Origin of the sequence: Streptomyces sp. NPDC006208 (genome assembly GCF_040613775.1) — a bacterium.
Taxonomy (GTDB): Bacteria; Actinomycetota; Actinomycetes; order Streptomycetales; family Streptomycetaceae; genus Streptomyces.
In genome coordinates this window covers 1-12887 of the sequence record NZ_JBEXSW010000005.1, presented here as the reverse complement: position 1 = coordinate 12887, position 12887 = coordinate 1, and the positions used below count along the sequence as shown (strand labels likewise).

General features: G+C 72.4%; 10 protein-coding genes. 9 read left to right on the top strand and 1 reads right to left on the bottom strand.

Features of this window, described 5'->3' with window-relative positions; all coding sequences use genetic code 11:
- Nucleotides 1-144: 144 nt before the first annotated feature.
- Together ABZ208_RS05020 and ABZ208_RS05015 are read left to right on the top strand one after the other, a co-directional pair.
- Nucleotides 145-3828 carry a glycosyltransferase family 2 protein gene (locus ABZ208_RS05020; RefSeq protein WP_356908187.1) on the top strand — a complete coding sequence of 1228 codons (3684 nt, stop codon included), beginning with the start codon at nucleotides 145-147 and terminating at the stop codon, nucleotides 3826-3828.
- Nucleotides 3825-5387 (top strand): DUF5719 family protein, encoded by a 1563-nt coding sequence (locus ABZ208_RS05015; RefSeq protein ID WP_356908186.1) that lies wholly within the window; start codon nucleotides 3825-3827, stop codon nucleotides 5385-5387. The genes ABZ208_RS05020 and ABZ208_RS05015 overlap by 4 nt, the downstream gene beginning before the upstream one ends.
- A 100-nt stretch (nucleotides 5388-5487) precedes the next feature.
- On the opposite strand, the gene ABZ208_RS05010 is transcribed toward ABZ208_RS05015, so the two are convergent.
- Complete coding sequence (locus tag ABZ208_RS05010; RefSeq protein ID WP_328405840.1) at nucleotides 5488-5916, bottom strand: metallopeptidase family protein; 429 nt, start codon at nucleotides 5914-5916, stop codon at nucleotides 5488-5490.
- 274 nt (nucleotides 5917-6190) lie between these two features.
- Between ABZ208_RS05010 and ABZ208_RS05005 the strand changes: the two genes are divergently transcribed.
- The 7 genes from ABZ208_RS05005 to ABZ208_RS04975 form a co-directional block, all read left to right on the top strand.
- Entirely contained in the window at nucleotides 6191-6619 is a 429-nt protein-coding gene (locus ABZ208_RS05005) for a DUF3499 domain-containing protein (protein WP_356908185.1), read from the top strand.
- 165 nt (nucleotides 6620-6784) lie between these two features.
- Nucleotides 6785-8149, top strand: a complete 1365-nt coding sequence (locus tag ABZ208_RS05000; RefSeq protein ID WP_356908184.1) for a phosphomannomutase/phosphoglucomutase — start codon at nucleotides 6785-6787, stop codon at nucleotides 8147-8149.
- A gap of 142 nt (nucleotides 8150-8291) precedes the next feature.
- Entirely contained in the window at nucleotides 8292-8474 is a 183-nt protein-coding gene (locus ABZ208_RS04995; RefSeq protein ID WP_328399934.1) for a Trm112 family protein, read from the top strand.
- 256 nt (nucleotides 8475-8730) lie between these two features.
- A complete protein-coding gene (locus ABZ208_RS04990; protein ID WP_356908183.1) occupies nucleotides 8731-9870 on the top strand; it encodes an SIS domain-containing protein in 1140 nt (379 codons plus the stop codon).
- Nucleotides 9871-9963: 93 nt separating this feature from the next.
- On the top strand, nucleotides 9964-11127 hold the full coding sequence (manA, locus tag ABZ208_RS04985; protein ID WP_356908182.1) for a mannose-6-phosphate isomerase, class I: 1164 nt from the start codon (nucleotides 9964-9966) through the stop codon (nucleotides 11125-11127).
- 99 nt (nucleotides 11128-11226) lie between these two features.
- A complete protein-coding gene (locus ABZ208_RS04980) occupies nucleotides 11227-12210 on the top strand; it encodes a cation diffusion facilitator family transporter (RefSeq protein WP_356908181.1) in 984 nt (327 codons plus the stop codon).
- A 559-nt stretch (nucleotides 12211-12769) separates the two neighbouring features.
- A partial coding sequence (locus ABZ208_RS04975; protein WP_356908332.1) for an adenosylhomocysteinase occupies nucleotides 12770-12887 on the top strand: 118 nt, incomplete at its 3' end.

The window sequence follows — 12887 nt, the reverse complement described above, 5'->3', positions numbered from 1 at the left end:
CAAATGCATACATGTCAATCGGTCCGCCGCCTGCGTCTTGTCCACAGGCGGCGGACCGTCTACATGCCAGCCGTTAGTGTGGGGCCCCGTCCGTGACGCACCAACGCCCCTACGGGGTCACCCGGCCGGAGGGCCCGTACCTCAATGTCCGCCACCACCGCCGCGTTTGTCCCGGCGCAGCCGCCCGAGTTCCCGCGGCATGTCGTCACCGCCGTGCTCGTCGCCCACGACGGCGCACGCTGGCTTCCCGATGCCCTCGCCGGGCTCCTGGGCCAGGAACGTCCCGTGCAGAACGTCATGGCAGCCGACACCGGCAGTGCCGACGACTCGGCGCAGCTGCTGACCGACGCCCTCGGACCCGACCGCGTCCTGCATCTCGCCCGCCGCACCGGCTTCGGCGCCGCCGTCGACGAGGCCGCCCGCACCGCCGCCGTGCTCACCCCGGACGACCTGCCGTACCTGAAGCGGCCCAGCGGCTGGGACCCGGTCAGCAGGACCTGGCGCGACGACGCGTACGACATGCCGGAGCTGCCCCACGGCGAGCCCGTCCAGTGGCTGTGGCTGCTCCACGACGACTGCGCACCGGAACCCGGCGCCCTCGCCGAGCTGCTGCGCGTCGCCGACTCCGACGAGTACGCGGCCGTGATCGGACCCAAGCTGCGCGGCTGGTACGACCGCAAGCAGCTTCTCGAAGCCGGCGTCTCCATCGCCAACAGCGGCCGCCGCTGGACCGGGCTCGACCGGCGCGAACAGGACCAGGGACAGCACGACCAGATCCGGACCGTGCTCTCCGTCTCCTCCGCCGGCATGCTCGTCCGCCGCGACGTCTTCGAAGAGCTCGGCGGCTTCGACCGGCGGCTGCCGCTGATGCGCGACGACGTGGACCTGTGCTGGCGGGCGCACTCCGCGGGCCACCGCGTCCTCGTCGCCCCCGGCGCCGTCCTGCGGCATGCCGAGGCCTCGGCCCGCGAGCGCCGCACCGTCGACTGCGCCGGCCGCTCGGTCACCAGCCCGCACCGCGTCGACAAGGCCGGCGCCGTCTACACCCTGCTCACCAACGCACGCGGCGTCGCGCTGCCGTACGTACTGCTGCGCGTCGTCCTCGGCACCCTGCTGCGCACCCTCGCCTACCTGGTCGGCAAGGTGCCGGGCCAGGCCGTCGACGAGGTCATGGGACTCTTCCAGGTCCTGCTGCGGCCCGAACGGATCATCGCCGGACGCCGCAGACGATCGCGGCGTGCGGTCGAGGCGGGCGAACTGCGCCCGCTGTTCCCGCCCCCCGGCGCCACGGTACGCGCCACCTTCGAACAGATCGCGTCCAACTTCGGCGGCTCGGACGCCGACTCCGGCGGCTCCCGCCACGGCGCCGTCGAAACGGGCCCCGGCGGGGACGACGCCGACTATCTCGAGATCGAGCAGTTCGCCAGGCTGAAGAAGATCGCGCGCAAGCCCGGGCCGGTCCTGTTCGCCATGCTGCTCGTGGTCTCCCTCGTCGCCTGCCGTGCGCTGTTCGGCGGCGGCTCCCTGGCCGGCGGCGCCCTGCTGCCCGCTCCCGCCGATGTGTCCGACCTCTGGAGCCGTTACGCCGACAGCTGGCACCCCGTCGGCACCGGCGGCACCCAGACCGCACCCCCCTACCTCGCGGTGCTGGCGGCCCTGTCGGCGCTGTTCCTCGGGTCCACCGGCCTTGCCCTGACCGTGCTGCTGGTCTGCTCGGTTCCGCTCGCCGGACTCACCGCGTACTTCGCCTCACGCCCCGTCGTCGAATCCCGGCTGCTGCGCGCCTGGGCGAGCATCGCCTACGCCTTCCTGCCGGCCGCCACCGGCGCCCTGGCCACCGGCCGCCTCGGCACGGCGGTCCTCGCGATCATGCTGCCGCTGCTCGCCCGCGCCGCCGTCGCCGCCCACGGGCTGCGCGCCCAGGGCGGCGCCCGCGGCAGCTGGCGGGCCACCTGGGCCTACGCCCTGCTGCTCACCTTCACGATGGCCTTCACGCCGGTCGTATGGCCGCTGGCCGTTGTTCTCGGCATCGCCGTCCTCGTGCTGCGCCGCGACGACATCGCCGCCTACGCGCTGCGCTTCCTCGCCGCCGTCGGCACCCCGGTCCTCGTCCTCGCCCCGTGGTCGCTGTCGCTGCTGACCGGTCCCTCGGGCTTCCTCCGCGAGGCGGGCCTGGCCTACGGAACCGCCCCGGCCGGTGCGCTCGACCTGCTCGGCGTCAGTCCCGGCGGGCCCAAGGCCCTCGGCGGCCTCGTGATGATCGGCATCGTGCTGGCCGCGCTCGCCGCGCTGCTGCGCGAGGAGCGAAGCTTCGCGATCCGGACGGCCTGGGCCGTCGCCCTGGTCGCGCTGATCTTCGCGGTGCTCGTCAACGGCTCCGGCGACGACGCGACCGGCTGGGCGGGCCCCGCCACCCTGGTCTACGGCACTGCGCTGCTCACGGCCGCCGTCCTCGGGGCGGAGGGCGCCCGCGCCCGGGTCGCCGCCCAGAGCTTCGGCTGGCGCCAGCCGCTCGCCGCGCTTGTCGCGCTGGCCGCCGGCCTCGCCCCGCTGCTGGCCGCGGCCAACTGGATGCTCAGCGGGGCGGCGGACCCTCTCAAGCGCCGCGACCCGGTCCAGGTGCCCGCGTTCGTGGCCGCGGAGAGCGACACCCGCGACCAGCCACGCACACTCGTACTCGGCGGCACCTCGCCCGCCGAGGTCTCGTACACCCTGGTCCGCGGCTCCGGCGGGCGCCTCGGCGACTCCGAGCTCGCCGAAGCGGGCGGCAGCGACGCCCGGCTGGACAAGATCGTCGCCAATCTGGTCGCGGGTTCCGGCGCCGACCAGACCAGCCAGCTCAGCGGCTTCGCGATCCGTTACGTCCTTGTGCGCGACGGAGCGCCGCGCCAGATGAGCCGCGTGCTCGACGCCACCCCGGGCCTGAGCCGGCTCAGCCAGCTCGACGGCAGTGCCCTGTGGGCCGTCGACAGCCAGGTCGCCCGGGCCACCATCGTCAGCGGCAAGGCCGACCCGCTGCCGGTCGCCTCCGGGCCCGTCGAGGCGCACGCCGACATCCCGGCCGGCGAGTCCGGACGGATCCTGCGCATCGCCGACCGCGCCGCTGTGGGCTGGCAGGCCACCCTGGACGGCCGGGTGCTGACGAAGACCACCGTCGACGGCTGGGCGCAAGGCTTCGAGCTGCCTGCCGAGGGCGGCCGGCTCGCCCTCACGTACAAGGATCCGGCGGCCCACACCGCGTGGATCTGGACACAGGCCTTCCTCGCGGTGGTGCTGCTGGTGCTGGCGCTGCCCGGCCGGCGGCGCGAGGTCGACGACGACCTGCCGGACGAGGAACTCGCCGTACCCGCGCAGCCGGTGGACGGCGAAGGACGCAGGGCGCGCAGGCTGCGCGCGATGGCCGAGGCGGAAGCGGCCGGGGCCGCCGTCCAGGAAGACGCCCCCGACCCTGACCCGTACCGCCAACACGCCTCCGACCAGGACGCGTTCGCCGCGTACGACGACCGCTCCGGGCAGTACGCTGCGGTGCCCCAACAGCAGTACGGCGAGTGGGACACCACGCAGGCGTACACCGACTCCGGGTACACCGCCGAGCAGTACACAGGCGGCCAGTACGCCGCCGAGCAGCACTACGGCGCCGAACAGCCCTACGGCGACGGCCAGTACCAGCAGCAGTACCAGGCCGATCCGTACCAGGCACCGTCCTACGGCGGCGACCAGTACCAGCAGGAGGGGGCGTACGACCCCTACGGCTACGGCGACCCGAACGGCGGCTACCCCGAACCCCCGGCCCAGGCCCCCGGCACGACGCGAGGCGATTCAGAGTGAACCGCACGACCATCTCCCTGATCGCGGCCGCCACCGCCCTCGCTGCGGTCACCGGATTCGCCTCGCTCACCGCACCGGACGGCACGGCATCGGCCGGGGACAGGACCCCGGCAAGGCTGCCCGTCGAACGCACCAGTCTGCTCTGCCCTGCGCCGAGCAACTCCGAACTCGCGGAGACCCGGTACACGTCCTTCACGCCGCCTGCGGCGAAGGACAGCGGCGCCCAGAGCGGCGAGACGGAGGCCGACTCGGCCGAACTGAAGCCGTCGGCGGCCGCGTTGGCCGTCCCCGACGCCTCCGAGAAGGAGGACGGGAAGAAGGCGGACAAGGCCGGCAAGGGCGGCGCGAAGCAGCCCGCGGACAAGGCTGTGGTCGCCCTGAAGGAGCCCGGCAAACCCGTCTCCGCAGAGGCGAACGGCGGCGAGGCCCCCGCGCTCGTCGGCACCGCCACCGGTCGCCTGGCTCCCGGCTGGACCGCGCAGCAGACCACCACCGTGGGCGCGGGCGGCGCCCGCGGCGTGCTCGGCGTCAACTGCACCGCGCCCGACACCGACTTCTGGCTGCCCGGCGCCTCCCTCGCCGAGAGCCGCCAGGACTATGTGCACCTGACCAACCCGGACGACTCCGGAGCCGTCGCCGACATCGAGCTGTACGGCAAGGACGGCGCGCTCAAGACCACCCTGACCGACGGCATCCCGGTCCCGGCGGGATCCAGCGTCCCGGTCCTGCTGTCGACGCTGACCGCCGACAAGGCCGAGGACGTCACCGTCCATGTGACCACCAGCACCGGCCGCGTCGGCGCGGTGGTGCGGGCCGCCGAGGACGGGACCGGCAGCGACTGGCTGAGCGCGGCGGCCGACCCGTCCGGCAGCGCGGTGCTGCCCGGCATCCCGGCCGACGCCACATCAGTGCAGTTGGTGGCCTTCGCACCGGGGGACGCGGACGCCGACCTCAAGGTGCAGCTCGCGGGTGCCACCGGCACGATCACCCCGGCCGGACACGAGACCTTGCACGTCAAGTCCGGTATGACGGCGACGGTCGACCTGGCGGACGTCACCCGGGGCGAGGCCGGATCCCTGATCCTCAGCCCCGCCGAGAAGGGCCGTCGGACGCCCGTGGTGGCCGCGCTGCGCGTGGTGCGCGGCAAGGGCGCCAAGAAGGAGATCGCGTTCATCCCGGCGGCCGCGCCGGTGGGACCGCGTGCTTCGGTGGCCGACAACCGGGCCAAGGGCTCGGTCCTGTCGCTGACCGCGCCTGGCGCGGCCGCCGAGGTCAAGGTCACTGCCTCCGCGGGCACCGGGGGCGGCAGCCAGGTCGTCAAGACCTACAAGATCAAGGCGGGTACGACGCTGGCGGTCACCCCGCCGGTGCCGGCGGGGCTCAAGGGCTCGTACGCGCTCACGGTCGAGACGGTCTCGGGCGGCCCGGTGCATGCCTCGCGCACGCTGGAGCTGGCGAAGGACGGCATCCCGATGTTCACGGTCCAGACGCTGCCGGACGACAGGGGGATGGTCGCGGTCCCGGACGCGCGGCAGGACCTGTCGGTCCTCGACGACTGACGTACCTCACAGCGCCCGACGTCCGTGGGCGCCCGCCGTACCTGAGGACGGGGAACGGCCCGGGCTCGCCCGGTCGATGCGGGCCCGGTCGCAGGGCCGCTCAGTCCTGCCCGTACCGCGGGTCGACCGACTCCGGGGACAGGCCCAGCAGCTCCGCCACCTGCTCGACGACCACCTCGTGCACCAGCAGCGCGCGCTCGTCCCGATTCTTTGTCCGAATCTCGACGGGCCGGCGGTAGATCACGATCCGGGCAGGCAGGTCCTTGGTCGCCGGCACCGCACTGCCCAGCGGCACCGCTTCCTCCGGTGAGCCCGGCACCTCCGTCACGATGAAGTCGACATCGGCAAGCTGCGGCCAGCGCCGCTCCAGCCGCTCCACCGAGTCCTGCACGAGATCACGGAAGGTCTCGGCACGGCTGGCCGAGAGGGGCACCTGCGGCGGGGCGACGGGTCCGCGCATGCCTCGCCCGTGGCGGTCGCGGCGGCGCGGCCTGGGTTCGGTCGGGCGGGGCGGTACAGGACTCTCCATCACTGACGCAGGGTAACTCTCGCCGGGCGACAGGCGCCCGGTCGCCGTCGGCCGGCGAGATCATGTCGCTTATTGAACATTCCGGCCATGCTTGAGCTCGGTTGCGCGACATCCAGCGATCGCCGATCTCATCGTGATTGACCTTATTCCTCCCAAGTCGTGACCGGCTCGCGGGTTGTCGTGACCCGTATGCTTCTCTTTCCGTGCAGGTCAGGGCAGTTGCTCGGAGAAGCGCTCAAGGGCTCGTCGTATCACGACACGGGGGAGTGACCTGGTGGAGAGTCGTCGCAGCCCGCTCAAGAGTGCGGTACCGTCCAACGTCGTGAGCCCTGTACGTCGCTGTTCGCGCACTGCGTGCGGCCGCCCTGCCGTCGCGACACTGACGTACGTCTATGCCGACTCGACCGCGGTCCTCGGCCCGCTCGCCACCTATGCCGAGCCCCACTGCTACGACCTGTGCGCCGAGCACAGCGAGCGCCTGACCGCGCCGCGCGGCTGGGAAGTCGTGCGGCTCACGGACGGCTCCGCCCCGGCCCGCCCCAGCGGGGACGACCTCGAAGCACTGGCGAACGCGGTACGGGAAGCGGCCCGCCCCCAGGGGCGTACCGCCCAGGCCGGCGGCCAGGGCGGCCGGCGGTCGGCGGACCCGATGGAGGTCGCGCGCCGCGGCCATCTGCGGGTGCTGCGTTCCCCCGAGAACTGAGCATTCCGACATTTCCCGGCACCCCACGAAGCCGTACGGGTGCCTACCGGGCAGGTTGTGCACCTGATCGTCATGGCCTGGACACACGGAACCACGGACCGGATGCTGCCCTGGTTCGTGCGGGTAGTTTGATGTGACCGCACAGACTTTCAGAAGGGTTGGGCCGTGGCTGCTGATCTGTCGCAGATCGTGAAGGCGTACGACATCCGCGGGGTGGTGCCGGATCAATGGGACGAGTCACTGGCCGAACTGTTCGGTGCGGCATTCGTCCAGGTGACAGGCGCCGACGCGATCGTCGTCGGCCATGACATGCGGCCCTCGTCGCCCGGCCTGTCAGGCGCCTTCGCACATGGCGCCGCGGCCCGGGGAGCGGACGTCACGCTGATCGGCCTGTGCTCCACGGACCAGCTGTACTTCGCCTCGGGCACGTTCGGTCTGCCGGGCGCCATGTTCACCGCCTCGCACAACCCGGCGCAGTACAACGGCATCAAGATGTGCCGCGCGGGCGCCGCGCCGGTCGGCCAGGACACCGGCCTCGCCGACATCCGAGCACTGGTCGAGGCCTGGTCCGAGCAGGGCGCGCCCGAGCCGGTCGCGGCTCCCGGATCGGTGACCGAGCGGGACACGCTCGAGGACTACGCCGCGCATCTGCTCTCGCTCGTCGACCTGTCGGCGATGCGCCCCCTGAAGGTGGTCGTGGACGCCGGCAACGGCATGGGCGGGCACACCGTCCCCACGGTCTTCGGGTCGCTGCCCGTCACGCTCGTGCCGATGTACTTCGAGCTGGACGGCACCTTCCCCAACCACGAGGCCAACCCGCTGGACCCGGCGAACCTCGTCGACCTGCAGGCCCGCGTGCGGTCCGAGGGCGCGGACCTGGGCCTCGCCTTCGACGGCGACGCCGACCGCTGCTTCGTCGTCGACGAGCGGGGCGAGGGCGTCCCGCCGTCGGCGATCACCGCCCTGGTGGCGGCCCGCGAGCTGGCCAAGCACCCCGGCTCCACGGTGATCCACAACCTGATCACCTCGTGGTCGGTCCCGGAGGTCGTACGCGAGATAGGCGGCATCCCGGTCCGTACCCGGGTGGGGCACTCCTTCATCAAGGAGGAGATGGCCCGCACCGGAGCGGTCTTCGGCGGCGAGCACTCCGCGCACTACTACTTCCGCGACTTCTGGAACGCAGACACGGGCATGCTCGCCGCCCTCCATGTGCTCGCGGCGCTCGGCTCGCAGGACGGTCCGCTGTCGGGGCTGGTCGCCCAGTACGACCGCTACGCCGCCTCCGGTGAGATCAACTCCAGGGTCGACGACCAGGCCGGCCGTGCCGCCGCGGTCAAGGAGGCCTTCGCGTCCCGCAAGGACGTGACCACCGACGAGCTGGACGGCCTGACCGTGGCGGCCGAGGACTGGTGGTTCAACCTGCGCCCCTCGAACACCGAGCCCCTGCTGCGGCTGAACGTGGAGGCACGGGACGAGGCGACCATGGCCAAGATCCGTGACGAGGTCCTCGCGCTGGTCCGCGGCGCCTGACGCCGTACGCAGTGCGTCCCGGGGCGGCCGCGCCGCCCCGCGACGCACCCCAGAACGAGCCGCACCCCACCCCCCGGCGGTAGGCTGACGACGCTTGATCCGCTGGATTTCCCGATCCGCATCCCGAAGGGACACCGCTGTTATGCCGCTCGAAGCCGGCCTCCTGGAGATCCTCGCCTGCCCGGCCTGCCACGCACCGTTCGACGACCGCACGGCAGCCGACACACCCGAGCTGATCTGCACCGGCACGGACTGCGGCCTGGCCTACCCCGTACGGGACGGCATCCCCGTCCTCCTCGTCGACGAGGCGCGCCGCCCGGCGTAGGCAGGGCCTGTGCCTGCCGGCCGTACAGCGGCCTGTGTGCGCACCCGCCGGACGTACGCCCCACCGGCCGTACCCCGACTGGTCACCCACAGGACGGCTGGTCGTCGCCGGGAGGTACGCCTGAGGGCCGAGCGTCAGGTGGTACGCCGGACGCCTGGTCACAGCGACGGAGCGCGGTCGTACGCCGACCGTCCCTGTCACCACAACCGCACAGCCGCACCCCCCGCCCGCGTACGGCGATCGGAGGCCCAACCCCATGCTCGACGAGTCGCTCCTGGACACGCCGGACGCTCTCGCCCGTGCCGACCGCCGAGGTCTTCTGCGCGGCGCCGCCGAAGCCGGGGCGCGCGTACGCACCGCGGCCCGGCACGCCGCCGAGGCCGGTATCGCCGAGCTCACCCCCGAGGGCCGCCCGCGCGCCGTCCTCGTCGCGGGCTCCGGCACCGCCGCCTCCGCGGTCGCGGACCTGATCGGCGCCCTGGCCGGCGCCTCTGCCCCCGTCATCCGGCTGGCCCCCACGGGCGTGGCCCACGCCGCGGGCGCCCTGCGCTGGGCGCTGCCCGGCTGGGCCGGTTCGGTCGATCTGCTCCTCATCGTCACCACCGACGGCAGCGAGCCCGGCCTCGCCCAGCTGGCCGAGCAGGCCTACCGCCGCGGCTGCACCGTCGTCGGCGTGGCCCCGCAGCGCTCTCCGCTCTCCGAGGCGGTCGACGGCGTCCACGGCATGGTCGTGCCGCTGGCCGTCGCCCCCTACGAGCCGTATGACGAGACGCAGGCCTCGGCGGGTCCCGGCGCACTGTGGGCGCTGTTCACCCCGCTCCTCGCGCTCCTCGACCGTGTCGGCCTCATCGAGGCGTCCCCGGAGGCGCTCGCCAAGGTCGCCGACCGCCTCGACCACACCGCCGAACGCTGCGGACCCGCCATCGCCACGTACAGCAACCCGGCCAAGACGCTCGCCGCCGAGCTCGCCGACAGCCTCCCGCTGATCTGGACCGAGGGCGCGGGCGCAGGCCCCGCGGGGCGCCGGTTCGCCTCCGTACTGGCCGAGCTCGCCGGGCGCCCCGCCCTGGTCGCCGAGCTCCCCGAGGCACTGCCCGCCCACGGAGTCCTTCTTGTGGGCGACTTCGCGGCCGGAGCCGACCCCGAGGACTTCTTCCGCGACCGCGTCGACGAGCAGCAGGCGCTGCGCGCCCGCGTCGTCCTGCTGCGGGACCAGCCGGCGGGCGGCCTGACCGCGGCACCTGCCGCGCGGGAACTGGCGCTCGGCCATGACACGCCGATCAGCGAGCTCGAGCCGGAGGAAGGCACGCAGTTGGAGTCGATCGCCGAACTGCTGGCAGTGACCGACTTCGCCGCCGTGTATCTGGCGCTCGCGGATTCGAGCGACCAGCCGTAGCACGCAGGGCCCGTGCCGGTACCCGTGCACGTCCCTGTACTCGTACCCGTACCCCGTACCCGTACAAGTACCTGAGAAGGACTCGGAACGATCATGGATCGCCTTTCCAACACCGTGCGCCCCTACGCCTGGGGGTCCACGACCGCCATCCCGGAGCTGCTCGGCGTCGCCCCCACCGGCGAGCCGCAGGCCGAGATGTGGATGGGCGCCCACCCCGGAGCTCCCTCCGGCACCGACCGCGGCGCGCTCAGCGAGCTGATCGACGCCGATCCCGTGCGTGAACTGGGCGCGGCGGCCGTAGAGAAGTTCGGCCCGCGCCTGCCGTTCCTGCTCAAGCTCCTCGCCGCCGGCGCCCCGCTCTCGCTCCAGGTCCATCCCGATCTCGCACAGGCGAAAGAGGGATACGACGCCGAGGAGCGCGCAGGCATCCCCATGGACGCGCCGAGCCGCAACTACAAGGACGCCAACCACAAGCCCGAACTGATCTGCGCGCTCACGCCGTTCGACGGTCTGTGCGGCTTCCGCGAGCCCACCGAGGCCGCCGATCTGATCGCGGCTCTCGACGTCGACTCGCTCAAGCCCTACGTCGACCTGCTGCACGCCCACCCCGAAGAGGCCGCGCTGCGCGAAGTGCTGACCGCCGTGCTCAGCGCCGACCCGCAGGAGATGGCGGCCACGGTGACCGAAGCGGCCGCCGCCTGCGAACGTCTCGGCGGCGGCTACGCCACGTACGCGTCGATCGCACACCACTTCCCCGGCGACCCCGGCGTCATCGCCGCCATGCTGCTCAACCACGTCCAACTGCAGCCCGGCGAAGCCCTGTTCCTCGGCGCCGGTGTCCCGCACGCCTATCTCGACGGCCTTGGCGTCGAGATCATGGCCAACTCCGACAATGTGCTGCGCTGCGGACTGACACCCAAGCATGTCGACGTCCCCGAACTGCTGCGCATCGTCCGCCTCGAGGCCGCCGACCCGGGCGTGCTGCGCCCCGAGGCATCACCGACCGGTGAGGAGCTCTACGACACCCCGATCGACGAATTCCGGCTCTCCCGCTATGTCCTGGCACCCGGGGCCGAACCCCGTGACCTCAGCGCCCACACCCCGCAGATCCTGCTCTGCACGGCAGGCGGCGTGACGGTCGGCGAGCTGACCCTGACACCCGGGCAGTCGGCCTTCGTGCCGGCCGGGGAAAAGGCAGAGATCTCGGGCACGGGCGGCGGTCCCGGCACCGTCTTCCGCGCAACGGTGGTGGTCTGAGACAGTGCCGCCTTCCGGTGCTGCAACAATGGCGCACCGCAAAGACCGGGCAAAGGAACTGGACCGCCCGGACGACGTACGAAGGGACACCCGGCACACATGAGCGCGTCAGGCGGCACCAAAGCGATCGTGGCGGCCCTCGCCGCCAACCTCGCCATCGCGGCAGCGAAGTTCGTCGCGTTCCTGTTCAGCGGCTCGTCGTCGATGCTGGCGGAGAGCGTCCACTCGCTCGCGGACTCCGGCAATCAGGGACTGCTGCTTCTCGGCGGCAAGAAGGCCAAGCGCGAGGCGACCCCCCAGCACCCCTTCGGCTACGGGCGCGAGCGCTACATCTACGCCTTCCTCGTGTCCATCGTGCTCTTCTCGGTCGGTGGCATGTTCGCGATCTACGAGGGCTACGAGAAGATCAAGCACCCCCACGAGATCACGGACTGGTACTGGCCGATCGGCGTCCTCGTGTTCGCGATCATCGCCGAGTCGTTCTCCTTCCGGACCGCCATCAAGGAGTCCAACCCCCTGCGCGGCCAGCTGACCTGGACCCAGTTCGTCCGCCGCGCCAAGGCCCCCGAACTGCCGGTGGTCCTGCTGGAGGACCTGGGCGCGCTGGTCGGTCTGTTCCTCGCGCTCGGCGGCGTCGGCCTGGCGCTGCTCACCGGCAACGGCGTCTGGGACGGCATCGGCACCCTGTGCATCGGTGTGCTGCTCATCGTGATCGCGCTCGTCCTCGCGGCCGAGACGAAGTCCCTTCTGCTGGGCGAGGCGGCCGGCACGGACGACGTCGAGAAGATCAAGGCCGCGATGGTCGACGGTGACACGGTCACCCGCATCATCCACATGCGCACGCTCCACCTCGGGCCCGAGGAACTGCTGGTCGCCGCCAAGGTCGCGGTCCAGCACGACGACACGGCCGGTGAGGTGGCCGAGGCGATCAACGCCGCCGAGGACCGCATCCGGGCGGCCGTGCCGATCGCCCGGGTGATCTACCTGGAGCCGGACGTCTACAGCGAGGCGGCGGCTGCGGCGGGCACCAACCCGAGCAAGTCCCCGGGCGGCCCGGCGCCGACCCCGGACGCCGGCCACTGACACCGACCGCGCACCGGAAAAGGCCCTCTGCCCCCCGGCAGGGGGCCTTCTGCGTACTGCATACGAGGATGACGCTCGGCGTCACGCCCAGCCGTACGGCCCGCGGCACCGCCGTCGGGCGCCCCCTGCACCGGCACGCCCGTACCGGCACACATGCACCGGCCCGTGCCTCGGGCTCCGTGCAACTCCTGCGTGGGGCCCGCACCTTGCCCGGACATGAGCGGCGTCTGTCGGACCGGAGGCCAAGGTGCGAACCCTCCCGCGCAACCGGCCCGCTCCCCACTCGTTTCCTGAAGACGTCCGCCTCTCCCGCATGGGCGGGCTGGGGTCGACTGCTCCGATCGGTGTAGATTCGTGACCAGTCAGACGTCGCTGCTGATGGCGGTCGGGCGGTCCCGCGTGGACCGGCCGAGGGAGAGAGGGCCTCCGACGGACTGCACTGCGAGCACCCGGGCATCGGCATGCCGTCATGCCGTCGCATTGCGGAGCAGTCCAGGCCCCAGGTCATCGCAGAGCCAGCCGTACCCACCCTCGAACCACACCACGAGGAGCAGTTCGCATGTCGACTGTCGCCACCGGCCAGGACTTCAAGGTCGCGGACCTGTCCCTGGCCGAGTTCGGCCGCAAGGAGATCACGCTCGCCGAGCACGAGATGCCCGGCCTGATGTCGATCCGCA